Here is a 25,555-nt window from a genome sequence, read left to right as displayed (position 1 = left end):
GCAGGAGAGCACGCTCATTCGGCATTCGCCTCGTAGAGATTGCTGAGGAACAGCGCATTGCGCCGCGCCACCTGTTCGCCCGGCTGCAGGCCGGAGGCGATCTGCACCTGGCCCTGGTCGGTGCGGCCCACCGTGACCTGGCGGCGCTTGAGCAGCTTGCCCTGTGCATCGGTGCCGGCGCTGACCCACACGGTGTTGACACCCGAGGTCTCGCGCACCACGGCGGCGGCCGGCACCGAGGGGGCCTGGGCCGGGGCGGACAGCGAGATGCTGAAGTCCGCCAGCATCTGCGGCCGCAGCTCGCGCTTGGGGTCAGCCACGTCGGCGCGCACCGAGATGCGGTGGGTGTTGGCATCCACTGTGTCGCCCAGGTAGCTGATGCGGCCTTCGAAGGTGCGGTCGGGCCAGGCCTGCACCCGCACCTTCACCGGCTGGCCGATGCGGTAGAGGGCGAAGTCGGACTCGGGAATGCTGGCCACCATCCACAGGGTGCGCAGGTCCGACACGGTGACCGGCGCGGGCGATGCGCCCGGCTGGGTCAGCAAGCCGACCTGGGCCGCGCGCGCGGTGACGCGGCCGGCGATCGGGCTGCGCACCGGCATTTCGACGTCGATGGTGTGCTCGCGTTCGATGCGGGCGATGTCGGCCTCGGCCAGGCCGAAGAGCTGCAGCGTCTTGCGCGCCGCGCGGAAGGCGGCGTCGGCGGCCTGCTGGTCGGACTGGTTCTGCTGCAGCTCCTTCTGCGGGATGCTGTTGTCCTGCGCCAGGGCCTGGGCGCGCTTGAGCGTGTCGTTGGCGGTGCGCAGGCTGCCGGCGGTGGAGATCAGCGTGGAGGCGGCCTGGGCGATGTCGGGCACATCCACCGTGTAGAGCGTCTGGCCGGCCTGCACCTCGTCGCCGGCCTTGACCAGCACCCGCGCGATGCGGCCGGCGTAGGCGGTGGAGACGGCCACCGTGCGGTCCTGGTTGAAGTCGATGTTGCCGATGGCCTGCTGCAAATTCTGGAAGGTCCGCTCGCCGGCCGGGCCGATGTCCAGCGCGGCGAGCTGGGCGGCGGAGACCCGCACCGTCTCGTCGGCCACCTTGCCGGCATGCGAGGGCTCGGGCTCGTCGGAAGCGGCGGTCTCGCCGCCGGACCTGCCGGACAGGGCGAAGGCGGCGGCGGCGGCGACCAGCACGACGGCGGCGACGATCCACCACAGGGGGCGGCGCATGACGGATGGGGAACTGCTCATGGTCTCGGCTCTCGTTCGACGAAAGCGGCCAGTCGTGCGGCCGCTGAGGGGCGCGAGTGTTGCCGGCAGATCCTTGTGATTGGCTTAATGCACCCGAAGCCGCCGGGCTGCCGGGACATTCAGCTTGCAGTCAGTGTCGGCATGCCGGGCGGGGCCGCGCACTAATACGGCAGCGGCATTCTCCAGGGCCCTGCCATTACCCGGCCGCGGATAAAGAAGCGGCGGCGCCATTAAAAAAGCCCGCTGGCGCGGGCTTTGGTTTCAGGGGATCAGAAACGGCGTGCGGTCCTTGCCGGCGATCCAGCGCGGCGGCTTGCCGCGGCCGCTCCAGGTCTTGGCACTTGCCGGATCCTTGTATTTGGCGGGCACCAGGCCGAGCTTGCGAATGGGCAGGGGCCGGCGCGAGAGGCTGCGGCCGAAAAGCTGGTGCTGGTCGATTCCATATTCCTGCACCAGCGTGCGCGCCAGGGTGATGGCATCGGCCAGTTCCGCATTGCGGGCTGCCTCGATCTGGGCATCCAGAGCCGATTTCTGCGCCTGAAGTTCCTTGAATGTCGCCATTGTGAATCCTGTCAATAGATAAGGACGGCTTTCATTCTAAAACACCAAACGGAGACGGCTCGCGCAAATGCGGCAAATCCGTATATATCCGGCGGCACCAATATCACCGTTAATGAAACGGGAATGCCTTGACGAGATAACCGGGCAGGACACGTGTTCACCTTCCAGTCACGCAGACCGACAGGCCGTGCAGTCCGGCGCCTACCGTCCATCCGGGAAGCGGCTGTAGTTTGTACACACCACTTCGCAGGCTCCAAAACATGAAGCATCACAACGAACCGGCAACGTTTGCCTCGCCGCCAGGAAGGGCCTGGGGCTCGATGGAGCCCGGGGCCTGGACCAGTTGCAGCCCCAGCGCTCATCGCGCATGGCGCGCCGACCGCAGGCCGATGCCGAATTCTTCGCGCGCCACCGGCTGGCCGAACTCGAAGCATGGGACGACCATGCCCTGGAGGCCGCCGGCCGGCTGACCACCCCGCTGCGCTGGCATGCGGACAGCGACCGCTATCTGCCGGTGAGCTGGGACCAGGCCTTCGCCGGCATCGCCGCCGAGCTGCAGGCCCTGCGGCGTGACGACGCCCGCGCGGCCGTCTTCTGCTGCGGCGGCCAGGCCTCGACCGAGGCGGCCTATCTGCTGCAGCTGCTGGCCCGGCTCTACGGCAACAACAACCTGTGCAGCGCATCCGAGCTGTGCCAGGAGGCCAGCGCGGTGGCGCTGCCCTTGTCCATCGGCGTGGAAGGCGGCACGGTGACGCGGAAGGATTTCGCCCAGACCGATGCGATCTTCATCTTCGGGCAGAACGTGAACGCGGCCGACACCGGCTTTCTGCACGACCTGCAGGAGGCCCGCAAACGCGGCGTGCCGGTGGTCAGCTTCAATCCGCTGCGCGAGCGCGGCCTGCTCGCCTTCACCGCCGAGCAGGTGCCGCGCGACATGCTGACACCGGCCCGCACCACCGTCAGCACCCAGTACCTGCAGCTGCGCAACGGCGGCGACCTGGCCGCGCTGACCGGGCTGTGCAAGGCGGTGCTGGCGCTGGACGACCAGGCCCAGGCCGCGCGTTTGCCGCGGGTGCTAGACACGCCCTTCATCGCCCGGCACACGCAGGGCTTCGAAGCCTTCAAGGCGGCCATGCGGGCCAGCTCCTGGCAGACCATCGAAGCCCTCTCGGGACTGCCGCGCGTCGAGCTGGAACAGGCGGCGCAAGTCTTCGCCCGGGCGCGTAACGCGATCTGCATCTACGGCAGCGGCCTGACCCAGCACCGGCAGGGCGTGCGCCATGTGCAGATGCTGGTCGACCTGCTGCTGCTCGGCGGCCATATCGGCCGGCCCGGCGCCGGCATCCATCCGATGCACGGCCATTCGAACGCGCAGGGCCAGCGCAGCGTGGGCCTGCGCACCGCGCCCGGCCACACGCTGCGCCACCGGCTGGCGCGGCTGTACGGATTCGAGCCGCCGCACGAGAGCGGCCTGAACCTGCTGCAGACCTGCGAAGGCATGCTGGACGGCGGCGTGCGTGCATTCGTCGGCCTGGGCGGCAACTTCCTGCGCGAAGTGCCCGACACGCCCCGGGTGGAGGCCGCCTGGCGCCAACTGCGCCTGACGGTGCAGATCGCCACCCGCCTGCGCCGCAGCCACGTGCTGCATGGCGCCTCGGCCTGGCTGCTGCCGGCGCTGGACGCCACCGAGATCGACCGCCAGTCGGGCCTGGAGCAGGCGCTGTCCAGCGAAGACGCCACCGGCCGCGTCAACGCCTCGCGCGGCGCGGCGTCCCCGGCCTCGGCCGAACTGTTGTCCGAATGCGCCATCCTGGCCCGGCTGGCGCAGGCCACGCTGGAGCCCAACCCGCGGGTGCCGTGGCAGGCCTGGGCACAGGACTACAGCCGCATCCGCGATGCCATCGCCCAGACCTGGCCAGAGGATTTCCAGGATTTCAACGGCCGGCTGCGCACCCACGGCGGCTTCCTGCGGCCACGGCCGGCCCGCCAGCGGCTGTGGCATACCGAAAGCGGCAAGGCCTGTTTCCTGGGACAGGGTCCGCTGGAGGCGGAGCCCGCCACGGCGCGGGATGACGATCCGGTATTGCGGCTGATGCTGCTGAGCAGCGACGAACAATCCGGCAGCACGGTGCACGGCCCGGACGACCGCTCCCGCGGCATCCGCGGCGGCCGCCGGGTGCTGCTGCTGCACCGCAGCGACATCGCCCGCCTGGGCATGGCCGAAGGCCAACTGGTGGATGCCAGCTGCGCCATCGACGACGGCGTGGAGCGCTGCGTGCGCGGCCTGCGCATCGTGGCCTACGACATCCCGCCGGGCAGCGCCGCCGGCTACTACCCGGAATGCAATCCCCTGCTGCCGCTGGCCCGGCACGGCGGGCCTGCCAGCGTGGCGGCGGCCAAGGCGATCGCGATCCGGCTGCGCGCCATGCCGCGCTGAAGGCGCCGCCGGCCCGGGGCGGTGCGGCACGCCGGGGACACGCAGCCCCTCTATCATGGGTATCCCCGACCCACTGCAAGCCGCCGATGACCCCAGGCAGCCCACCGGCGCCTTCCGTTTCCCCGCCCGCCGCCGCCACCACACCGCTGATCGCCTGGCTGCGCACGGTGCTGCTGGCCTGCGTGCTGATACCGGTGGCCATCTTCGTCATGGTGGCATGGTGGGGCCTGGGGCGCGCGCAGTCCGATGCCCAGGCCACCGCCCGGCGCGCCACCCAGTTCGCCGCCGAGCATGCGCGCAACACGCTGGACATCGCCGCCGAGATCGCGCAGATCACCGCCCGGCTCACTTCGGGCACCGACGAGGAAATCGACCGCCAGGAGCCGGCGATCCGCCAGCGCCTGGCCGACATCTCGGTCGGCCTGCCGATCGTCGTCAACCTCAATGTCTGGGACGCCCAGGGCCGGCCCCTGGTGCGCAGCGACGCGCCGCCGGAGCGCTCCGGCCTGGTGCGGGACCGCGAGTATTTCGCCCGGCTGCGCGATACGCCGCAGCAGCTCGCGCCCTACCACGGCTTCACCCTGAGCGAGGTGATCGTCGGCCGGCAGACCGGCCGCGAGCTGATGAACCTGGCGATGCGGCGGCCGGACCGCGACGGGCGCTTCGACGGTGTGATCGGCGTCTCGCTGGCGCCGGCCTTCTTCCGCGACTACTACCGCTCGCTGACCGAGGAGAACCGGCGCATCTCCACCCTCGCGCTGGTGCGCAGCGACGGCACCCTGCTGGCGCGCTGGCCGCCGCCGCCCGACGGCCGCAAACGCATGGCGGCCGACAACCCGGTGCTGCCGCGCATCCTGGCCGGCGAGGCCGAGGGCGTGGACAGCCGCTCGCACGATGGCGGACGCGCCACCCGGCTGGTGAGCTTTCGCCAGGTGCCGGGCTATCCGGCCTATGTGGTGGCCGGGCTCGACCGCGGCGCAGTGTTCGCGCAGTGGCGGCATTTCCTGCTGCTGCTCGGCGGCGCCCTGACCGCGATCACCATCGTGCTGGTGTCGGTGTGCTGGCTGGCCCTGCGCAAGACGCGCCAGGAAACCGCCGCATCGCTGGCGTTGCGCGACGAGATCCGGCGCCGCTCGGCGGCGGAGAAGGCCATGCTGGAATCGCAGCGGCTGGAAACCCTGGCGGTGCTCACCGGCAGCGTGGCGCACGATTTCAACAACCTGCTGGCCATCGTCAACACCAGCCTGCATGTGCACACCAGGAAGCATCCGGGCGAAGCCGGCGAGCCGCAGATCCGCGCCATGTCGCGCGCCATCCGGTCCGGCGCGCGGCTGACGCGGCAGCTGCTGTCCTTCAGCGGCAAGCAGGCACTGCAGCCCGAGCCGATCGCGCTGCAGGAATGGCTGCCGGCCACCGCCGAGCTGATCCGCACCACGCTGGGCCCGCAGGTCGCGCTGCGCCAGGAGGTGGCGGCTTCCACCGGCACGATCCGGGTCGATCCCGGCGAGCTGGAACTCGCGCTGATCAACCTGGCCGTCAACGCGCGCCATGCGCTGCCCGACGGCGGCCACTTCACCATCACCGCCGAAGACACGGCCGACGGCCAGGTGCAGCTGCGTGTGCAGGACGACGGCGTGGGCATACCCGCCCATGTGCTGCCGCGGGTGCTGGAGCCCTTCTTCACCACCCGCGAACGCGGCACCGGATCGGGCCTGGGGCTGAGCCAGGTGCAGGGGCTGATGCAGCAGTCCGGCGGCAGCGTGGAGATCCGCAGCGAGCCCGGCGCCGGCACCTGCATCGACCTGCGTTTCCCGCGCCTGGGCGATGCCGCGCAGGCGGAGCAGGCCGAGGACGCAACGCCGCTCACCCTGGCCGGCCGGGTGCTGCTGGTGGAAGACAACGACGAGGTGGCCCAGGCCACCGCCGAGATGCTGGCCGCCGCCGGCCTGCGGGTGCGGCGCGCCTCGCATCCCCGCGAGGCGCTGGACATGCTGGCGGCCGAAGCCCTGCCCGACGTGGTGCTGAGCGACATCGCCATGCCCGGCGACATGAACGGCATCGCCTTCGCCTTCCGCCTGCGCGAGATGCATCCGGGCCTGCCGGTGATCCTGGCCACCGGCTATGCCGAGCAGCTGCAGCATGCGGTGCAGGGCGGGCTGGAAGTGCTGTCCAAGCCGCTGTCGCCCGAATACCTGCTGCGCCGGCTGCAGGAGCTGATGCAGGAACGCAGGCCTTGAGCCGGCTCGGCGCGGGCACCGCCGCCGGCATCGCCTGCGGCATGGCGGCCGGCGCGCTGTGGGGGCTGGTGTTCCTGGCGCCCGAACTGGCGCGCGGCTTCACGCCGCTGCAACTGGCGGCGGGCCGCTTCCTGTCCTATGGGCTGTTCGCCACCGCGCTGCTGCTGCCGCGCTGGGGCCAGCTGCGCGCCCAGCTGCAGGCGCGCGACTGGTGGGCCCTGTGCGAGCTGAGTGTGCTGGGCAACTCGCTCTACTACGTGCTGCTGGCCAGCGCGGTGCAGCGCGGCGGCATCGCCATGACCTCGCTGGTGATCGGCTTCCTGCCGGTGGCCGTCACCATCATCGGCAGCCGCGAGCGCCATGCGGTGCCGCTGCGCCGCCTGGCACCCTCGCTGCTGCTGGGCCTGGCGGGCGTGGTGTGCATCGCCTGGGAATCGCTGCACGGCGAGGCGGCGCGCGGCGGCGCCATCGGGCTGCTCTGCGCCATCGGCGCGCTGGCTTCGTGGACGACCTATGCCGTCGGCAACAGCCGGCAACTGGCGCGCCTGCCGCAGGTGTCCGCGCAGGACTGGAACCTGGCCACCGGCGTGGTGACCGGCGCCCAGTCCCTGCTGCTCCTGCTGCTGGCCCTGCTGCTGGACCACGGCTCGCATGCGCCCGCCGAATGGTGGCGTTTCATCGGCGTGTCGGTCGGCGTGGCGCTGGCCGCCTCCATCGCCGGCAACGCTTTCTGGAACCGCATGAGCCGGCTGCTGCCGCTGACCATGGTGGGCCAGATGATCCTCTTCGAGACCCTGTTCGCCCTGCTCTACGGCTTCGTCTGGGAACAGCGCTGGCCGCGTGCGCTGGAGTGGTCGGCCCTGTTGCTGGTGGTGGCCAGTGTGCTGAGCTGCGTGCATGCCCACCGGCCCCGGGCCGTGGGAGATGCCGCGACATAGGGTCAGCCTATGGATGGATCGACATTTCGCATTTTTCCTCTGGGCCCGGCTTTTCGAGAATGAGCCGCTTCGCTTCGACCCGAAGCGGCCTTTTCGAAAGCGTGCGACCCGATGTCGGACCGAGACCAGCCCTCAGACCCTTTAGACCCCGCCTCCCCCGCCGCCTGGCGCCAGGGCCCCGCCGCCTACCTGGCCGGCCGCCCGCCCGCCTTCACCGCGCCCGCGCTGCCCGCCTCCTGCTACCTGACCATGCGCGACGGCTGCCGCATCGCGGTGGACGTCTACCTGCCCCAGGGCGACGCCGCCCATCCGGCACCGGCCCGGGTGCCCACCATCGCCATCTTCACGCCCTACTACCGGCGTTTCGTCACCAGCGATCCCACGATCGAGGTCAGCCCCAACTGCGGCCGTTACCGCGACGCCTTCGTGCCGCAAGGCTATGCGGTGGTGGTGGTGGACGTGCGCGGCACCGGCGCCAGCTTCGGCACCCGCGACGCCCTGCGTTCGCCCAAGGAGCGCGACGACTACGAGGAGATCGCCGAATGGATCTCGCAGCAGCCCTGGAGCGACGGCAGCATCGGCTGCACCGGCATCTCCTACCTGGGCGCGGCGGCCGTTTTCCTGGCCAGCACCCGCCATCCCGCCGTGAAGGCGATCGCGCCCCTGTTCGCGGTGACCGACATCTACACCGACCAGCTCTACGTCGGCGGTGTGCTCTCCTGCATCTGGACCGGCCGCTACGACGAGCTGATGGTGGCGCTGGACCAGGACGACCGCCCGGCCCTGGCCAAGTTCGCCTACTACGGCAACCCCGCCTTCCAGGGCCCGCAGCCGGTGGACGAGGATCCGGACGGCCGGCTGCTGGCCCAGGCCCTGCAGCAGCACCGCAGCAACTGCCGGCTCTCCGACATGGCGCGCGAGCTGCCCTTCCAGCACGACGCGGTGCTGCACGACCCGGCCCTGACGCTGGATGTCTGCAGCCCCGGCTACTACGCCCGGCAGATCCCCGAGGACGTGGCCATCTACTCCATCTCCGGCTGGTACGACGGCGCGGGCTACAGCAACTCGGCCATCACCCGTTTCCTCACCCTGCCGAATCACCAGCACCGCCTGCTGCTCGGCCCCTGGGACCACGGCGCGCGCAGCAATGTCTCGCCCTGGCGTGAACAGGCCGCCTCCCAGTTCCCGCTGCTGGCCGAGGTGCTGCGTTTCTTCGACCACCACCTGCGCGGCATGGACACCGGCCTGCAGCACGAAAAGCCGGTGCACTACTTCACCCAGCACGACGAACGCTGGCAAGCCGCCGATGCCTGGCCGCCCTTCGAGGGCAAGGTCCGGCTGCATCCCGCCGCCGATGGCGGACTCTCGGCCTCGGCAGGCGCGCCGGGCAGCGACCGCCTCGCCGTGGACTTCTCCGTCTCCACCGGCACGCAAACCCGCCTGGAGCGCCTGGGCGCCGTCGGCGTGGAGCACTACTACCCCGACTGGGATGCCCGCCAGGCCCAGTACCTGCACTACACCAGCCCGGTGCTGGCCGCGTCCGCCGAACTGACCGGCCATGTCACCGCCAGCATCGAGCTGGTCTCTTCCGAGACCGACGCCGCCGTCTACGTCTACCTGAGCGAAGTGCTGGCCGACGGCAGCTGCCGCTACGTTACCGAAGGCAATCTGCGGGCCCTGCACCGCGAGGGCTTGTCGGACTCGCCCGACTACGTGGCGAGCTGGCCGGTCAACCGCTACGACCGCGCCACCGCCCGACTGCTGGTGCCGGGCGAGCCGGCCCGGCTGCTGTTCGCGCTGCTGCCGGTGTCCTGGACTTTCGCCGCGGGCAGCCGCATCCGCCTGTCCCTCGGCGGCAGCGACCAGGGCCACGGCCCGCAGGTGCCGCATGGCCGGCCGCCGCTGCTGGACATCCGCCGCGGCCCCGAGGCCAGCTGGTTCGAACTGCCGCTGGCCGCTCCCCTTTCCTTCGTCTCCTGATCCCCTGACCGACATGACCTCTTCCCGCCGCAACTTCGTTTCGCTGCTCGCCGCCTCCGCCTGCGCCCCCTGGCCCTGCCCGCCTTCGCCGAGGCCGCCTGGCCCACCAAGCCGATCAAGCTGGTGGTGCCGCAGGGCGCCGGCTCCGGCTCGGACGTGATCGCCCGCCTGCTCAGCGACCGCCTGGGCCAGGCCCTCGGCCAGCCGGTGGTGATCGAGAACGTGCCCGGCGCCAACGGCCTGCTGGCCCTGGGCAACACCGCGCGCGCCCAGCCCGACGGCTATTCGCTGGTGCTGGCCGGCGTCTCGCAGATCGCCTTCAACCCGGCGCTGTACAAGGCCCTGCCCTATGACCCGAGCAAGGACTTCACCTACCTCGCCCCCATCGCCGACACGCCCTTCGTGCTGGTCACCAGCAATGCCAGCGGCATCAAGAGCTTCGCCCAGTTCATCGAGCAGGCGAAGAAGAAGAACGGCGAGCTGACCTATTCCAGCGCCGGCGTCGGCAACTCCACCCACATCGCCATGGAGCTGATCGCCGCCACCGCCGGCGTGAAGCTGATGCACGTGCCCTACAAGGGCTCGGGCGCGGCCCTCACCGCCGTGCTCTCGGGCGAGGTCGACGCCATGGTCAGCGTGGTCGGCGCCACTCTGCCCCAGGTGCAGGCCGGCAAGGTGCAGGCCATCGCCGTGCTGGGCGCCACCCGCGTGCCGCAATGGCCGCAGGTGCCCACGGTGAAGGAAGCCGGCCTGAACGTGCCGCCCATGCCCGGCTGGTACGCCATCACCGGCCCGGCCCGCCTGGACCCGCGCATCGTCGCCACCTTCAACACCGCCCTGCAGAAGGTGATGGCCGACCCGGTCGTCAAAGCCCGCCTGGCCGAACTGTCGCTGCCGCCGATGAGCGGCGGCGAGGCCGAGATCCGCCAGCGCGCGGCCACCGATACCGCCTACTGGGGCGACTTCATCCGCAAGAACAACATCCAGGTGGAGTGAGCTTGCGGCAGCCGGGGCTCACGCTCACGGCTGGCGGGCCGCCCTGGGCGGCGCCGGCTGATCGCTGAACAGCTGCACACCCGACCAGCGGCCCTGCGCGATCTCCTCCTCCATCACCCTCAGCAGCACTTCGCGCACGCACTGCACCGCCGGGCTGTAGGCCGCCGAGACCGACAGGCTCAGCGACAGCTCGCGGGTCAGCGGCCGGCCTTGCAGGGCGATGCCGCGCACCCGGCCGTGGCGCTCGGCCAGGGCGAAGGCCGAGGCCGGCAGCAGGGTGCCGCCCAGGCCCTGCTCGGCGGCCAGGATCAGGATCTCGACCGCGCTGGTCTCGGCCACCAGGGTGAACCGCAGCTGGCGCTCCTGCAGCAGGGCCTCGGCCGCCACGCGGACCGAATTGGGATGGGTGGGCAGCAGCAGCGGCAATGCGGCGAAGGCCTCCACCGTCATCGAGGCCGCGGCGGGATGGTCCGTGCCGACCACCACGAACAGCTCCTCGTCGATCACCGGCTCGATGCGCAGGCGCGGATCGGCGCGGGCATTCATGGTCACCGCCAGGGCCAGGCGGTTGGCCGCCAGCTGGCCGACCAGGTCGCCGCTGGAAGCCTCCACCAGCTCCAGCTCGATCAGCGGATAACGCTGGCGCAGCCGCTGCAGCAGCGGCACGGCCAGGATGCGCGAGGTGCTGGTGGGAAAACCGATGGCCACCCGGCCCGAGGGCGCATCGCTGCCGCGCCGGATGGCCGCCTGGGCATCCTCCATCTGCCGCAGGATGGTGCGGGCATGGCGGTAGAGCAGGTCGCCCATGGCCGTGGCCGTCGTGCCCTGCACGCTGCGTTCGAGCAGGCGCACGCCCAGCTCGGACTCCAGCTTGGCCATGTGCTGGCTGAGCGAGGGCTGGGCGATGAACAAGGCCTCGGCCGCGGCCGTGATGTTGCCCAGTTCGACGACCTTGGCGAAGTAGCGGAGTTGCCGGATATCCATGGCCTGGATTGTCGCCATGGCGGCCGGGCCGGTGCAGCCGCTAGCATCGGGGGACAACAGGCAGGAGACAAGATGCAAAGCCCCACCGCCGCCGCGCCGCTGGCCTACCAGAACGGCTTCGGCAACCAGTTCGCCACCGAATCGGTTGCCGGCGCCTTGCCGCTGGGCCGCAACAGCCCGCAGAAGCCGCCCTTCGCGCTCTACCCGGAGCTGGTCTCCGGCAGCGCCTTCACCGCGCCGCGCCACGAGAACCTGCGCAGCTGGCTCTACCGGCGCCAGCCCTCGGTGGTGTCGGGCCGCTACCGGCCTTATGAACAGCCGCGCTGGACCAGCGGCGCGCAGGCCGGCGGCCCCATGCCGCCCGAGCCGCTGCGCTGGAACCCCTTTCCCATCCCCGAAGCGCCCACCGACTTCATCGACGGCCTGTGCACCGTCGCGGCCAACGGCGATGTGGAGCAGCAGTCCGGCGTGGGCTCGCTGGTCTACCTGGCCAACCGCTCGATGGAGCGGCGCGCCCTGGTCAATGCCGACGGCGAGATGCTGATCGTGCCCCAGCAGGGCCGGCTGCTGCTGACCACCGAGATGGGTGTGCTCGAAGTCCGCCCGGGGGAAATCGCCCTGCTGCCGCGCGGCATCGCCTTCAAGGTGGGCCTGCCCGACGGCCCTTCGCGCGGTTATGTCTGCGAGAACTACGGCGCGCATTTCCGGCTGCCCGAGCTGGGGCCGATAGGCTCCAACGGCCTGGCCAATGCACGCGACTTCCAGGCGCCGGTCGCGGCGGCCGAGGCGCAGGGCGGGAGCTACCGGCTCGTCAAGCGTTTCGGCGGCCGGCTGTGGGAGGCGGACCTGGACCACAGCCCCTTCAACGTCCTCGCCTGGCACGGCAACCTGGCGCCGCTGAAGTACGACACGGCGAACTTCATGGTGATCGGCTCGATCAGCTTCGACCATCCCGACCCGTCCATCTTCACCGTGCTCACCTCGCCCAGCGACCGGCCGGGCACGGCCAACTGCGACTTCGTGATCTTCCCGCCGCGCTGGCTGGTGATGGAGGACACCTTCCGCCCGCCCTGGTACCACCGCAACCTGATGAGCGAGTTCATGGGCCTGGTCCACGGCCAGTACGACGCCAAGCCCCAAGGCTTCAAGCCCGGCGGCGCCAGCCTGCACAACGGCATGGTGCCGCACGGCCCCGACGAGGAAAGCTATGTGCGCGCCAGCGGCGCCGAGCTGCAGCCGCACAAGCTCGACGGCACCCTGGCCTTCATGTTCGAGAGCCGCTGGCGCTTCGTGCCCACCGCCTTCGCCCTGCAGGGCGGCGCGCTGGACCCGGACTATCCCGATTGCTGGCAAGGCCTGCCGGACCGCTTCGCCCCCTGAGAAAAAACCACAGAAGGAGACAAAACCCGATGACCCGCCACACCCCGCCCCGCCGCCGCCTGCTGCTGGCCTGCCTGACCGCGGGCAGCGCCCTGCTCACCCCCGCGGCCTTCGCCGCCGGCTTTCCGCAGAAGCCCATCCGTTTCATCGTGCCCTACACCCCCGGCGGCACCACCGACCTGGTGGCGCGCACGGTCGGCCAAAAGATGTCCGAGAAGCTCGGCCAGCCGGTGCTGATCGACAACCGCGGCGGCGCCGGCGGCAACATCGGCATGGACGCCGTGGCCAAGGCGCCGCCCGACGGCTACACCATCGGCTTCGGTGCGATCAGCACCAATGCGCTCAACCCGCATGTCTACAAGAGCATGCCCTTCGACCCGCGCAAGGACTTCACCGCCATCGGCCTGCTGGGCACCTCCACCATCGTGCTGGAAGTGCCGGCCGCATCGCCCATCAAGACGGTGGCCGATCTGAGCGCCGCCGCCCGCAAGCAGCCCGGCATGGCCTATGCCACCGCCGGCGCGGGCACCTCCATGCACCTGGCCGGCGTGATGTACGCCCAGGCCATAGGTGCCGACATGACACTCGTCGCCTACAAGGGCAGCGGCCCCGCCATCAACGACCTGCTGGGCAATACCGTGGGCGTGATGTTCGACAACCTGCCGGCCTCGCTGCCGCATATCCAGTCGGGCCGCCTGCGGGCGCTGGCGGTGGCCGGGCCGCAGCGCTCGCCCTCGCTGCCCCAGGTGCCGACCATGGCCGAGGCCGGCCTGCCCGGCTATGCGCTCGAACCCTGGTTCGGTGTCTACGGCCCGGCCGGCTTGCCGGCCGACGTGATCGCCACCCTCAACCAGGCCATCGTCGAAGCCCTGGCCCAGCCCGATGTGAGGGACAAGCTGCAGCAGGCCGGCTTCTCGCCCCGCGGCTCCAGCCCGCAGCAGCTCGAAAGCCTCACCCAATCCGAATACCAGCGCCTGGGCGACGTGGCCCGCCGCGCAGGCATGTCGGCCGAATGACCGCCTCCTTTCACCACCGCATGACCCGACCTTCCATCGACGCCACCCACGACATCCACCTGCAGAGCTGGGTCGACTCGGCCAACCGGCCCGACACCGACTTCCCGATCCAGAACCTGCCGCTGGGCATCTTCCGCCGCGCCGGCAGCGAGGAAGCCTTCCGGCCCGGCGCCGCCATCGGCGACCAGGTGCTGGACCTGCTGGCCCTGCGCGATGCCGGCCAGCTCACAACCGAAGCCGCCCAGGCCCTGGCCGGCACCGGGGACGGCAGCCTCAACGCCCTGATGGCCCGCGGCGGCGGCGCCAGCCTGGCGCTGCGCCGGTGCCTGAGCGAGGGCCTGCGGGAAGGCGCGGCGCAGCAGCCGCAATGGTCGTCCGCCCTGCTGCCCCAGGCCGAGGCCGAGATGGCCGTGCCCGCCCGCATCGGCGACTACACCGACTTCTACACCAGCATCCACCACGCCACCGCCGTCGGCCGCATGTTCCGGCCGGACAACCCGCTGCTGCCCAACTACCGCTGGGTGCCGATCGGCTACCACGGCCGGGCCTCCTCCATCGGTGTCTCGGGCCAGCGCTTTCGCCGGCCGCTGGGCCAGTCCAAACGGCCGGACGAAGCCAGCCCGGTGCTGCGGCCCTGCGAGCGCCTGGACTACGAACTGGAGATGGGCATCTTCGTGGGACGGCAAAACGCCCTGGGCGAGCCGGTGCCCATGGGCGGGGCCGAGGCGCATCTCTTCGGACTGTGCCTCTTCAACGACTGGTCGGCGCGCGACATCCAGGCCTGGGAATACCAGCCGCTGGGGCCTTTCCTGTCCAAGAGCTTCGCCTCGGTGGTCTCGCCCTGGATCGTGACGATGGAGGCGCTGGCGCCCTTTCGTTGCGCCTTCGAACGCGCCGAGGGCGAACCCGCGCCCCTGCCCTACCTGGACAGCCCGGACAACCGAGATGCGGGCGCGCTCGACATCCAGCTCGAAGTCTGGCTGCAGACCGAACGGATGCGCAGCCAGGGCCAGCCGCACCAGCGCCTGATGCAGTCCAACTTCCGCGACTCCTACTGGACCGTGGCGCAATTGCTGGCGCACCACACGGTCAACGGCTGCAACCTGCGGCCGGGCGACATGTTCGGCTCGGGCACCCAGTCGGGCCCAGATACCGGCCAGGGCGGCTCGCTGCTGGAGCTGTCGGACGGCGGCAGGCAGCCGCTGGTGCTGGCCAACGGCGAGCAGCGCGGCTTCCTGCAGGACGGCGACAGCGTGATGCTGCGCGGCCGCGGCCAGCGCGAGGGGTTTCGCAGCATCGGTTTCGGTGCCTGCGAAGGACGGGTGCTGCCGGCGTTTTTGCCGGCTTAGGGTGGAGGCTGGGGCTTGTTTCTTTTGGCCGAGGGCTTGGTCTTCTGGATGAGGGTTGTTCTCCTGGCGGAGGGCGGAGCTGGGGCTGCGCGCCCCAGACCGCGCTCACTTTCTTTGCTTCGCCAAAGAGGGTGATGACAATCACACAGCCCATGCTGGCGGAGCCGGCCTGCGAACCAATTGACAGGTCTGCCTGAGCCAAATCCATGCAGCACTGCTGGAGTCAGTGCGGTCGTGGTGCATGACCAGCCGACGGCACTTCTCGTTCCAGGCGTGGGTTCTCTCGACGATCCATCGCTTGGGCTGCGCGCCGAAGGACTGCGCAGGCAGATCAGGTTCATCGGCCGGCAGGCGCTGGCAGCGCCGCACGATATGCACTTCGATGTTGTGCTGCTTGGCAATGGCTTTGGCGCATCGGCCGCCGTAGGACGAGTCGGCGTAGAGATGCTTGATGGTGCAGGTCTTGGCGCAGGCTTGCTGCATCAGCGTCTGAGCGGCAACGCTGTCATGCACGTGCGCACCGGTGATGACCAGGGCCACCACCAGGCCCAGGGAATCGACCAGGATGTGGCGCTTGCGGCCCTTGGTCTTCTTGCCCGCGTCGTAGCCTTGTGTGCCGCCCTGCGGTGAGCTGCGGGTCGACTGCGAGTCGATGATGACGGTGCTGGGATCGGGGGGGCGGCCCATGCGTTGGCGCCACTGCTGGCGCAGCCGCTCCTGCATCTTCTCGAAGCGCCCGGCGAGCACCCAGCGCCGGAAGGTCTTGAGCACCACGCTCCAGTGCGGGAAGTCCTTGGGCAGATAGCGCCAGGGCGCGCCGGTGCGCAGGATGTAGCAGCAGGCATCGAGCATCAGGCGGCGGTCGTGCAGGACCGGCCGGCCGGTCTTGGCCGTGAAGAGGTCGGCGACCAGGGCCCACTCGGCATCGGTCAGGCTGCTGGGATAAGGGCTGCCCTTGCCCGCGGGAGGGCGGTGTTGGCTGGTGTAGCCGTAGCGCTTGGGTCCAGGCGTGGACACGATCGGCGGGGCTACACGCCGGTAGCCGCAGCGCCTGAGTGTCTTGCCCAGGGTCAGCAGGCTGACTGAAGGGCCACCGGCGGCCTGCAGCCGCTGGGCAATCTGTGCGAGGGTGGCTTCGGGTTGCTGCTTGACGATGTCTCGCAGCAGTGCTTCATGCTCGGGCTGAATGGCCCGGGGGCGACCTGTTCTCGGCATACCTGAAACCTCATGGATTAGATCCCACAAGGTTAATCAAGTAAGTATGTCATCACCCTCTCTTTCAATGGAAAGAAAGTTACCGGGGGTGTGGGGCGACGCCAGCCCCACCTCCACCCTCGGTAGGAGTAGAAGAAGTAAACAAGCCGAAGGCAGCCACCCAAAAAAAAACAACGACCAAACCCCACCCAAGGGTATGCCCTAGCCCTCACCCCAAAGCCCACTGGCTAAACTGAAACCGGTTTCAGACAAAAGCGGCCCACCCAAGCGGCGCAGCCAAAACAGTGCACTACACGTTCCAATTCGCCGACGTCTTCGCCGCCTGGCCCCTGCTCCTGAAGGGCACCTGGACCACCCTGCAACTCTCCTTCCTGGCCATGCTCTTCGGCCTGGTGGTGGCGGTACTCTGCGCCTGGGGCAAAACAGCAGGCCCCAAGCCCCTGCGCTGGTTGATCAACGCCTACATCGAGCTGATCCGCAACACCCCCTTCCTGGTCCAGCTCTTCTTTTTCTTCTTCGCCCTCCCGGCCATAGGCCTGCGCTGGTCCCCTTACACCGCGGCGCTGACGGCACTGGTGGTGAACCTAGGCGCCTACGCGGCGGAAATCATCCGCGCAGGCATCGAATCCATCCCCAAGGGCCAGATCGAGGCAGGCCTGGCGCTCAACTTGAAGCGCTGGGAAATCTTCCGCTTCGTCATCATCAAGCCGGCGCTGAGGGCCATCTACCCCGCGCTGACCAGCCAGTTCATCCTGCTGATGCTCAGCTCGGCGGTGGTGTCGGTGATCTCGGCCGACGACCTCACCTCGGTCGCCGCCAACCTCCAGTCGCAGACCTTCCGCAGCTTCGAGATCTACATCGTCGTGGCCGGCATCTACCTGCTGCTCTCGCTGGCCTTCTCGGCCTTCTTCAAGCTGGTGTTCAACGCCACCCTCAACTACCCGGACCGGAAGTAAGGAGCCCGCCATGCGTACTTTCGGAATGCCCGAGTTCTGGTTCATCCTCGAAGCCGCCAAGTGGACGCTGGCCCTGTCGGCCATCGCCATCCTCTTCGGCGGACTGGGCGGGCTGGTGGTGGCGCTGTCGCGGGTCTCGCCGCTGGCCTGGGTGCGTGGTGTGGCCACTGCCTTCGTGCAGGTGTTCCAGGGCACGCCGCTGCTGCTGCAGCTCTTCCTGATTTTCTTCGGCGCACCGGTGCTGGGGCTGGACATCAACCCCTGGGTGGCCGCCGGCGTGGCGCTGTCGCTCAACACCGCCGCCTTCCTGGGCGAGATCTGGCGCGGCTGCATCCAGGCCATCCCGCGCGGGCAGTGGGAGGCGGCTGAGGCGCTGAACCTGTCCTATGCCTCGCGCATGAAGGACGTGGTGCTGCCCCAGGCCTGGAAGATCGCCGTGCCGCCCACCGTGGGTTACCTGGTGCAGGTGATCAAGGGCACGTCGCTGGCGGCCATCATCGGCTTCACCGAGATCACCCGCGCCGGGCAGATCGTCAACAACGCCACCTTCCAGCCGCTGCTGGTGTTCAGCGTGGTGGCCGTCATCTACTTCGTGATGTGCTGGCCGCTGTCGCTGCTGGCCGGGCGCATGGAGCGCCGGCTGTCGGCCGCTCTTTCGCGCTGAGCATCCTTCCCGTTTCGACCGTCCACCCATCAGGAGACCTCCCATGCTTCGTTTCATCCAACGCCGCACCGTCATCGCCGCCGCCCTCGTGCTGGGCACCGGCATCGCCGCCACCCTGCCGGCCCATGCCCAGTCGGTCGCCGACATCAAGAAGAAGGGCGAGATCACCATCGGCATGCTGGTCGACTTCCCGCCTTACGGCACCACCGACGCGAAGAACCAGCCCGACGGCTACGACGCCGACGTGGCCAAACTGCTGGCCAAGGACCTGGGCGTGAAGGCCAATATCGTGCCGGTCACCGGCCCGAACCGCATTCCCTTCCTGCTGACCAACAAGGTCGACCTGCTGGTCGCATCGCTCGCCGTGACGCCCGAGCGCGCCAAGCAGGTCACCTTCTCGCAGCCCTATGCGGCCGCCACCATCGTGCTGTACGGCAAGAAGTCCGACACCATCAAGGATGCGGCCGCCCTGAAGGGCAAACGCATCGGCGTGGCGCGTGCCAGCACCCAGGACATCGCCGTGACCAAGGCCGCGCCCGAAGGCACCGAGATCCGCCGCTTCGACGACGACGCCTCCGCCATGCAGGCCCTGCTGTCGGGCCAGGTCGATGCGATCGGCTGCTCGGTCACCGTGGCCGCGCAGATCGCCAAGCGGGCGCCGGCCAACACCTTCGAGAACAAGTTCAACCTGGTGCAGCAGAACATGGGCATCGCCATGCGCCCGGGCCAGGCCGAGCTGGAGAAGACGGTCAACGACTTCGTCGCCAAACACAGCGCCGACGGCGAGTTGAACAAGCTCTACCAGAAGTGGCTGAGCACCGACCTGCCCAAGTTCCAGTAAGAAGCCCGTCCAAAAAGAGAGCCACGAGCATGACCGACGCAGCCGCCTCCACCGCCACGCCAGCGCCCATCATCCGCATGGAGGGCGTGAACAAGTGGTACGGCCAGTTCCAGGTGCTGACCGGCATCGACCTGGCCGTGCGCGCCGGCGAACGCATCGTGGTGTGCGGCCCTTCGGGCTCGGGCAAGTCCACGCTGATCCGCTGCATCAACCGGCTGGAGACGGTGCAGCAGGGCCGCATCGTGGTGGACGGCATCGAGCTGACGGCCGGCGGCAGGAACGTGGACCGGGTGCGCGCCGAGGTCGGCATGGTGTTCCAGCAGTTCAACCTGTTCCCGCACCTGACCATCCTGGAGAACTGCACCCTGGCGCCGATGCGCTCGCGCGGCATGGGCAAGGCCGAGGCGGAAGAGGTGGCGATGAAGTACCTCACCCGCGTGCGTATCCCCGAGCAGGCGAAGAAGTACCCCAGCCAGCTCTCCGGCGGCCAGCAGCAGCGGGTGGCGATCGCCCGGGCGCTGTGCATGTCGCCCAAGATCATGCTGTTCGACGAGCCCACCTCGGCGCTAGACCCGGAGATGGTCAAGGAGGTGCTGGACACCATGATCTCCCTGGCCGACGACGGCATGACCATGCTGTGCGTGACCCACGAGATGGGCTTCGCCCGCAGCGTGGCCGACCGGGTGATCTTCATGGCCGAAGGGCGCATCGTGGAGCAGGCGGCGCCCCGGGAATTCTTCTCGAATCCGCAGGACGAACGCACCCGCACCTTCCTCGGCCAGATCCTCAGTTCGAACCACGCATGAACGGCACCGGCATGTTCGAAGCGCCTCCCGTATTGATCTCCCTGACCTCCTTCGGCGCGGCCGAGGTGATGCGGCATGGGCAGCTGTATTTCGCGGAACTCTCGCGCCAGGCGGGCGCCGATGGCGTGGAGGTGCGGGGCGAGCTACTGGCCTCGTCGGCCGGCGAGCTGCAGGCGCTGCGCGATGCCGGCAATGTGCGGGTCTATTCCAGCCCCGAAGGGCTGTGGAAGGCTGATGGCAAGCTCGATGCCGATGCGCTGCAACGCGCGCTGGATATCGCAGCGCAGCTGGCCGCACCCCGGCTCAAGATGTCCATCGGCGGCTTCGGCGCTGTCTCTACCGCATCGCTGCAGGACCTGAAGAACACCCTGGACCACGCGGCCTGCGAGCTGGTCATCGAGAACGACCAGACGCCCGGCGCCGGCACCCTGGCCTCGCTCGTCCGTTTCTTCTCGGCAGCCGATGCGGCCGGGCTGCAACTGCCCATGACCTTCGACGTCGGCAACTGGCATTACCTCGGCGAATGCCCGCTGCAGGCCGCCGCCGCGCTCGGCTCGCGTGTCGGCTATGTACACGCCAAGGGCGTGCAGCGCCGCCCCGACAAATGGGTGGCCGTGCCCCTGGCCGAATCCGCCGCCCCCTGGCGCGCGGTGCTGCGCGGCCTGCCGGCCGATGTGCCCTGGGCCATCGAATACCCCCTGATCGGCGACGACCTGGTCACCGTCACAAGCAAGGAAATCGAAGTGCTGCGCGCGGCCGCCCGCCTGCAGCTGGAAACCGCATGAGCATGACCTCCGTCTTCACCGCGCCTTTGCCGGGCGCCCAACGCGACGTGGCCCTCTTCGGCGAGGCCATGACACTTTTCATCGCCGACGAGACCGGCCCGCTGGAGCGGGTGGAAACCTTCCATCGTCGTATGGCCGGCGCCGAGATCAACGTGGCCGTCGGCCTGTCCCGCCTGGGCCTGCGGGTGGGCTGGGCCAGCCGCCTGGGCGCCGATTCGCTGGGCCGCTACCTGCTGGCCGAGCTGCAGAAGGAGGGCGTGGACTGCAACCGTGTGGTCTGCGACCCGGCCCAGCGCACCGGCTTCCAGTTCAAGGGCCGGGTGGACGACGGCAGCGATCCGCCGGTCGAATACCACCGCAAGGGCTCGGCCGCCAGCCTGATGGGGCCGGACGATGTGGACGCCGCCTGGCTGCAGTCCACCCGCCACCTGCATGCCACGGGTGTGTTCGCCGCCATCTCGGCCACCAGCCTGGCCGCGGCGCACCGCACCATGGACGTGGCGCGGGCCGCCGGCCGCAGCGTCTCCTTCGATCCCAACCTGCGGCCCACGCTGTGGGCTTCGACCGAGGTCATGCGCACCGAGATCAACCGCCTGGCCGCCAAGGCCCATGCGGTGCTGCCGGGCCTGGAAGAAGGCCGGCTGCTGACCGGCGAGGACAGCGCCGAGGGCATCGCCCGCTTCTACCGCGCGGCCGGCGCGCAGCTGGTCGTCGTCAAGCTCGGGCCCGATGGCGCCTACTACGACGACGCCACGGCCGGCACCGGCCATGTGGAAGGTTTTCCGGTCGCGCGGGTGGTCGATACCGTGGGGGCCGGCGACGGCTTCGCGGTGGGTGTGATCAGCGCCCTGCTCGAAGGCCGCAGCGTGCCCGAAGCCGTGCGGCGCGGCAGCTGGATCGGCGCCCGCCAGGTGCAGGTGCTGGGTGATTCCGAAGGCCTGCCGACGCGGGCCGAACTGCAGGCCGCCGGGCTCTGAACCACCATGAAAAAGAACGTCCTCGTCTTTCGTGAACTGCCGGATGACCAGCTGGCGCGGCTGCAGGCCGAGCACCATGTCACCGTCGCCAACCCCAAGCTGGCGGCTCAGAAGCCGGCCTTCGACGCGGCGCTGTCCACGGCGCACGGCCTGATCGGCTCCAGCTACCCGGTCGATGCCGCGCTGCTGGCGCTGGCGCCGCAGCTGCAGGTGGTCTCCAGCGTGTCGGTGGGCGTGGACAACTACGACATCGAGGCCCTGCAGGCACGCGGCATCACGCTCTGCCACACGCCGGGCGTGCTGGACGAGACGGTGGCCGACACGGTCTTCGCCCTGGTCATGGCCAGCAGCCGCCGCATCGTGGAGCTGTCGGCCCTGGTGCGCGAAGGCCGCTGGACGAAGAACATCGGCGAGGACCTCTTCGGCACCGATGTGCACGGCAAGACGCTCGGCCTGCTCGGCTTCGGCCGCATCGGCCAGGCGGTGGCGCGGCGCGCGGCGCTGGGTTTCGGCATGCCGGTGCTGTATCACACACGGCGGGCGGTGGACCTTTCCGGCACGCCGCTGCAGGGCCTTGCCCGGCACTGTTCGCTGGAGTCGCTGCTGGCCCAGTCCGACATCGTGGTGGCCCTGCTGCCGCTGACCGCCGCCACCCGCGGACTGATCGATGCGAAGGTGTTCGCGCAGATGAAGCCGGGCGCGATCTTCGTCAACGGCGGCCGGGGCGCCACGGTCGATGAGGCCGCACTGCTGCAAGCCCTCGACCATGGCCCGCTGCGTGCCGCAGGGCTGGACGTGTTCGCCACCGAACCGCTGCCGCAGGACTCGCCCCTGCGCACCCATGCCAAGGTCACGCCGCTGCCGCATATCGGCTCGGCGACGGGCGAGACCCGCCATGCCATGGCCGAACTGGCCACCACCAACCTGCTTCAGGCCCTGGCGGGCGAAACCCCCAAGGCCGTCTACCGGCACTAGCCCGGCTGGGCCTGCATCGCGGCCTCCAGCGCCGCACGCAGCCGCCGCACGGCCGCTTCGTGCCGCCGGGTCTGCGGCCCGCGCCCATAGGTGGCTGCCTTGCGCACCAGCCGCAGCTGCGCCCGCTGCAGCCGGGCCTTGAGCCGGCCCGCCTTCCAGCCGAAACGCCGCCGGATCTCCCTGCGCGCCTGCAGCCGCAGCAGCGGCGCGCCCAGCCGCAGCCATTCCTCGTTGCGGATCAGCTCCCGCTCGGGCACGAAATAGGCCGCCAGCGCATGCAGCCAGGCGCCGTTCTCGCGCGCCGCCACCCGCCACACCAGCCCGGCCGCCAGCAATACCGGCAGCCCCTTGAGCAGGGACAGCAGCACTAGCCCGGTATTGCCGCCGTCGAACAGGTCCTCCAGCCAGGGAGAGTTCCACACGAAATGCAGCCCCAGGCCAGCAAGAAACACAGCAGGGCCACACCCAGCCGCCGCGCCAGCGAGCGTTCGGGATGCAGCAGGAACCACGCTAGACCGTAGGAGGCGACGGTGGTGTAGGCCGCATGGGTCCACAAACCGGCCAGCAGCCCGCGTGTGAGCAGGTTGAGCCAGACCGGATCGAGCTGGCTCTCCAGCGGGAAATGCAGCGAGGCATTGACCGTGTAGCTGAGGTTCTCCACCACCTGGAAACCCAGCCCCGCCATGGCGCCCACCACCAGCACCGAAAGATGCGTCTGGAACTGGTTGCGCGCCACCAGCACCAGCAGGATCACGCCGGCCAGTTTCAGGAATTCCTCGGTGCTCGGCCCCGCCAGCGCGGCGCCCCAGGCGGCCACGAATTCGGGCGACACCAGCTTGCCGCACAGGCTCTGGAAGGCCGCGTTGGCCGGCACCGCGAAGAACACCGCGCCCAGCCCGCCCCAGCAGAAGGCCAGCACGAAGGCTTCCGGCGGATGCTGCTCCAGCAGGTCGAAGAGGCGCAGCGCCAGCACGAAGGCCAGGGTGTAGCCGGCCCAGGCCAGCAGCCCGAGCAGCACGGTCACCGGCACCACCTTCAGGCCGGTGGAGAACATGTGCGAGGTGTAGAACAGGCCGTTGACGATCAGCGCCACCAGCACCCAGAAGGCCGCGCGGCGCGGCTGGAAGAAGGAGTCGGTGCCGACCGGCCAGCCGCCGCCGCTGTCGAAGGCGTAGAGCTTCACAGTGCGTCCAGGTCCATCGAATCGACCATGGCACGCGCATCGGCCAAGGCCTCGTTCAGGCCCTCGGCCGGGCCGTAGCAGTCGACCTGCACCAGCAGCCGGCGCCGCGGGTCCACCACCTGCCAGAAGCGGCCGGCCAGCTGCGCGCCGTAATAGGCGAAGGTGTCGCCGCCCAGGCCCCAGCTGTTGAAGAAGCGGGAGGGATCGCCGTCGATGCTCAGGCCCTGGCCGCGCTCCATCAGCCGGCGCTGGCGGCGCACCGGGCCTTCCGGGCCGCCGGCCCATTCGCCGGTTGTCACCACGAAGCGGTGGCCGCCCTTGAACAGGGTGAGCGAGCGGCCGGCGCGCGAGCGGGCCACATCCATGCGCCAGTCTTCGGCGGGGATGAAACGCACCGGGCCGACCTCGATGGTCTCGCCGCTGGCCAGCGGCCAGCTGCCCGGCGTGTGCCGGTCCCAGGCCATCAGCCCGCCCACATACACCAGGATGGCCAGCAGCACGGCCAGGGCGCCGGGCCAGCTGCGGTAAGGGATGCGTCGGGACGGCTCGGCCATGGCGGGATCGTGCCATAGCGCCTGCGCTCCTTGCGGATGAGTCGGCTCGGCGCTGCTTGAGGGGCGAGCGCTCAGGGCGGGAATGTCCTCTGCACCACGCTCCTCATCTCAAACCAGGGCCGCCTCGAACACGTCGTACCCAAAACACCAGGCAGGATCCTCCTGGGTCCTCAACCAGGTATTGTTGTGCGACACCAGCTGCACCCGCCCGGCCCGCTCGCTGCGATTGGCCTCGTACATGGCAAACGCAGCCGAATACTGATCCGCCCCCGTCAGGCAAAGACAGCGAGTCAACATCGCGGCATCCTCGATCGCCATCGCAGCGCCCTGCGCCATATGCGGCTTCATCGGATGGCAGGCATCCCCCAGCAGCACCAGCCGCCCCCGGCTCCACAGAGGCAGCGGATCGCGCTCCAGCAAGGGCCACTTGGTGACCGTGTCCCCCGCCTCGATCAGGGCCTGCACCGCAGGATGCCAGCCGGCAAAGGCCTCGCGCATCTCCTCCTGGCTGCTGGGCACCCAGCTGCGGCTCATGTCCCAGGGCGCATCGGGCACGCCGGTCACGTAGTAGATCTCGTCCTGCCGCCCGGTCACGAAATACACCATCATGTGCCGGTCCCCCGACCACCACTTGCAGCACATGTCGTGGCTGAAGTTCTTGATGCGTGAAGTGGGAAAGACCGAGCGGTGCCCCACGTAGCCGGTGTCCTTGGGCGGCTCGGCGCCCAGCAGGGTCTCGCGCAGCTTCGAGTTGATGCCGTCGCCGCCGATCACGATGTCGGCCTCCTCCACGCTGCCGTCGGCAAAACGCAGCACGACCGCGTCTCCGCGGTCCTCCACCTGCTCCAGCTGCTTCGACCAGGAGACGATCTCCGACGGGATGCTCTGCATCATCAGCGCATGCAGGTCGCCGCGGTGCACCGTGAGGTAGCTCGCGCCGTAGTGCTTCACCGCGAAATCGCCCAGGGGGATCTGCGACATGATCTCGGCCGTCATGCCGTCGCGGCTGTACCAGTAGTCGGGATGCGCGCCCTGGCGGTTGAGCGCGTCCTCGATGCCCATGCGGCGCATCACCTTCATCACGTTCGGGCCCACATGGATGCCGGCGCCGATGCGCTCGAAGTGGCTGGCCCGCTCGTACAGCCGCACGTCTAAGCCCGCCTGGTGCATCAGGCTGGCGGCGGCCGCGCCGCCCAGGCCGGCACCGATGATGGCGATTCTGGTCTTGCTCTGCATGCGCTTCTCCTGCCCGGCGGGCTGAAAGGGAATCGTGAGGTCCTGTCGCTTTGACAAAAAGTGTACACACTATAAATAAGCGGGTAAATACGAAGCCGACCCGACGCCATATTGGGGCGATATTCACCTGAATGATGCATGAATGACGCGCAGTGCACGCTTTTAAAGCGGCGCCTTGAATGCTTGGAGATATAGAGTGTGTGCGCTAGGATTAATCCGCCTCTTGAGCCGCGTGGAGTGGCGGGGCGAA

General features: G+C 69.5%; 23 protein-coding genes. 15 read left to right on the top strand and 8 right to left on the bottom strand.

Annotation, left to right across the window (positions count from 1 at the left end; genetic code table 11):
* Positions 1-14 precede the first annotated feature (14 nt).
* The gene (locus GT347_RS16960) at positions 15-1,235 is read right to left on the bottom strand and encodes an efflux RND transporter periplasmic adaptor subunit (protein WP_160553324.1); all 1,221 of its coding nucleotides are present in this window, start codon (positions 1,233-1,235) and stop codon (positions 15-17) included.
* A 261-nt stretch (positions 1,236-1,496) separates the two neighbouring features.
* Positions 1,497-1,796 carry an H-NS histone family protein gene (locus GT347_RS16955; protein WP_160553323.1) on the bottom strand — a complete coding sequence of 100 codons (300 nt, stop codon included), beginning with the start codon at positions 1,794-1,796 and terminating at the stop codon, positions 1,497-1,499.
* Positions 1,797-2,163: 367 nt separating this feature from the next.
* Here GT347_RS16955 and GT347_RS16950 point away from each other — a divergent pair, with 367 nt between their 5' ends.
* The 5 genes from GT347_RS16950 to GT347_RS16930 all read left to right on the top strand — a co-directional run bounded on the left by GT347_RS16950 (position 2,164) and on the right by GT347_RS16930 (position 10,384).
* Positions 2,164-4,233: an FdhF/YdeP family oxidoreductase gene (locus GT347_RS16950; RefSeq protein ID WP_160553322.1), complete on the top strand. Its 2,070-nt coding sequence runs from the start codon at positions 2,164-2,166 to the stop codon at positions 4,231-4,233.
* Positions 4,234-4,319: 86 nt separating this feature from the next.
* Positions 4,320-6,470 carry an ATP-binding protein gene (locus GT347_RS16945; RefSeq protein WP_160553321.1) on the top strand — a complete coding sequence of 717 codons (2,151 nt, stop codon included), beginning with the start codon at positions 4,320-4,322 and terminating at the stop codon, positions 6,468-6,470.
* A 41-nt stretch (positions 6,471-6,511) separates the two neighbouring features.
* Positions 6,512-7,408 (top strand): DMT family transporter, encoded by an 897-nt coding sequence (locus GT347_RS16940; protein WP_160555406.1) that lies wholly within the window; start codon positions 6,512-6,514, stop codon positions 7,406-7,408.
* Positions 7,409-7,519: 111 nt separating this feature from the next.
* On the top strand, positions 7,520-9,388 hold the full coding sequence (locus GT347_RS16935) for a CocE/NonD family hydrolase (RefSeq protein WP_160553320.1): 1,869 nt from the start codon (positions 7,520-7,522) through the stop codon (positions 9,386-9,388).
* Between the two features lie 123 nt (positions 9,389-9,511).
* Positions 9,512-10,384 (top strand): Bug family tripartite tricarboxylate transporter substrate binding protein, encoded by an 873-nt coding sequence (locus GT347_RS16930; RefSeq protein ID WP_229722352.1) that lies wholly within the window; start codon positions 9,512-9,514, stop codon positions 10,382-10,384.
* Positions 10,385-10,408: 24 nt separating this feature from the next.
* On the opposite strand, the gene GT347_RS16925 is transcribed toward GT347_RS16930, so the two are convergent.
* Positions 10,409-11,386 (bottom strand): LysR family transcriptional regulator, encoded by a 978-nt coding sequence (locus GT347_RS16925; RefSeq protein WP_229722351.1) that lies wholly within the window; start codon positions 11,384-11,386, stop codon positions 10,409-10,411.
* A 54-nt stretch (positions 11,387-11,440) separates the two neighbouring features.
* Here GT347_RS16925 and hmgA point away from each other — a divergent pair, with 54 nt between their 5' ends.
* From hmgA to fahA, 3 genes are read left to right on the top strand one after another with little or no spacing between them, the layout of a single operon-like run.
* Entirely contained in the window at positions 11,441-12,748 is a 1,308-nt protein-coding gene (hmgA, locus tag GT347_RS16920) for a homogentisate 1,2-dioxygenase (protein WP_160553319.1), read from the top strand.
* Between the two features lie 29 nt (positions 12,749-12,777).
* Positions 12,778-13,764: a Bug family tripartite tricarboxylate transporter substrate binding protein gene (locus GT347_RS16915; protein WP_160553318.1), complete on the top strand. Its 987-nt coding sequence runs from the start codon at positions 12,778-12,780 to the stop codon at positions 13,762-13,764.
* Between the two features lie 20 nt (positions 13,765-13,784).
* Positions 13,785-15,113: a fumarylacetoacetase gene (gene fahA, locus GT347_RS16910; RefSeq protein WP_160553317.1), complete on the top strand. Its 1,329-nt coding sequence runs from the start codon at positions 13,785-13,787 to the stop codon at positions 15,111-15,113.
* 141 nt (positions 15,114-15,254) lie between these two features.
* Here fahA and GT347_RS16905 read toward each other — a convergent pair whose 3' ends face one another.
* Positions 15,255-16,328 carry an IS5 family transposase gene (locus tag GT347_RS16905; protein WP_160553316.1) on the bottom strand — a complete coding sequence of 358 codons (1,074 nt, stop codon included), beginning with the start codon at positions 16,326-16,328 and terminating at the stop codon, positions 15,255-15,257.
* A 284-nt stretch (positions 16,329-16,612) separates the two neighbouring features.
* On the opposite strand from GT347_RS16905, the gene GT347_RS16900 reads away from it, so the two are divergent.
* Genes GT347_RS16900 through GT347_RS16870 form a run of 7 tightly spaced genes read left to right on the top strand, consistent with a single transcriptional unit; the run spans position 16,613 to position 22,332 of the window.
* A complete protein-coding gene (locus tag GT347_RS16900) occupies positions 16,613-17,284 on the top strand; it encodes an amino acid ABC transporter permease (RefSeq protein WP_160553315.1) in 672 nt (223 codons plus the stop codon).
* A gap of 10 nt (positions 17,285-17,294) precedes the next feature.
* On the top strand, positions 17,295-17,948 hold the full coding sequence (locus GT347_RS16895) for an amino acid ABC transporter permease (RefSeq protein ID WP_160553314.1): 654 nt from the start codon (positions 17,295-17,297) through the stop codon (positions 17,946-17,948).
* 43 nt (positions 17,949-17,991) lie between these two features.
* On the top strand, positions 17,992-18,789 hold the full coding sequence (locus GT347_RS16890; RefSeq protein WP_160553313.1) for a transporter substrate-binding domain-containing protein: 798 nt from the start codon (positions 17,992-17,994) through the stop codon (positions 18,787-18,789).
* Between the two features lie 29 nt (positions 18,790-18,818).
* Positions 18,819-19,595 carry an amino acid ABC transporter ATP-binding protein gene (locus tag GT347_RS16885; protein WP_160553312.1) on the top strand — a complete coding sequence of 259 codons (777 nt, stop codon included), beginning with the start codon at positions 18,819-18,821 and terminating at the stop codon, positions 19,593-19,595.
* The gene (locus GT347_RS16880) at positions 19,592-20,380 is read left to right on the top strand and encodes a sugar phosphate isomerase/epimerase family protein (RefSeq protein ID WP_229722350.1); all 789 of its coding nucleotides are present in this window, start codon (positions 19,592-19,594) and stop codon (positions 20,378-20,380) included. The genes GT347_RS16885 and GT347_RS16880 overlap by 4 nt, the downstream gene beginning before the upstream one ends.
* Positions 20,377-21,357 carry a sugar kinase gene (locus GT347_RS16875; protein WP_407704104.1) on the top strand — a complete coding sequence of 327 codons (981 nt, stop codon included), beginning with the start codon at positions 20,377-20,379 and terminating at the stop codon, positions 21,355-21,357. Before GT347_RS16880 ends, GT347_RS16875 begins: the two co-directional genes overlap by 4 nt.
* Positions 21,358-21,363: 6 nt before the next feature.
* Positions 21,364-22,332 (top strand): 2-hydroxyacid dehydrogenase, encoded by a 969-nt coding sequence (locus tag GT347_RS16870; protein ID WP_160553311.1) that lies wholly within the window; start codon positions 21,364-21,366, stop codon positions 22,330-22,332.
* Here the strand turns inward: GT347_RS16870 and GT347_RS27595 are convergent.
* The 4 genes from GT347_RS27595 to GT347_RS16855 form a co-directional block, all read right to left on the bottom strand.
* Complete coding sequence (locus GT347_RS27595; protein WP_229722349.1) at positions 22,329-22,754, bottom strand: hypothetical protein; 426 nt, start codon at positions 22,752-22,754, stop codon at positions 22,329-22,331. The two genes, GT347_RS16870 and GT347_RS27595, sit on opposite strands and share 4 nt — an antisense overlap.
* Positions 22,700-23,515, bottom strand: a complete 816-nt coding sequence (locus tag GT347_RS16865) for a PrsW family intramembrane metalloprotease (RefSeq protein ID WP_229722348.1) — start codon at positions 23,513-23,515, stop codon at positions 22,700-22,702. Before GT347_RS16865 ends, GT347_RS27595 begins: the two co-directional genes overlap by 55 nt.
* Positions 23,512-24,069, bottom strand: a complete 558-nt coding sequence (locus GT347_RS16860; protein ID WP_160553310.1) for a hypothetical protein — start codon at positions 24,067-24,069, stop codon at positions 23,512-23,514. The genes GT347_RS16865 and GT347_RS16860 overlap by 4 nt, the downstream gene beginning before the upstream one ends.
* Before the next feature lie 108 nt (positions 24,070-24,177).
* On the bottom strand, positions 24,178-25,305 hold the full coding sequence (locus GT347_RS16855) for an FAD-dependent monooxygenase (RefSeq protein WP_160553309.1): 1,128 nt from the start codon (positions 25,303-25,305) through the stop codon (positions 24,178-24,180).
* Positions 25,306-25,555 lie beyond the last annotated feature (250 nt).

The sequence above is a fragment of the Xylophilus rhododendri genome, assembly GCF_009906855.1.
Classification (GTDB): Bacteria; Pseudomonadota; Gammaproteobacteria; order Burkholderiales; family Burkholderiaceae_C; genus Xylophilus; species Xylophilus rhododendri.
Note: the sequence above shows the minus strand (reverse complement) of the source record. Positions and strands in the feature narration are given on the sequence as shown.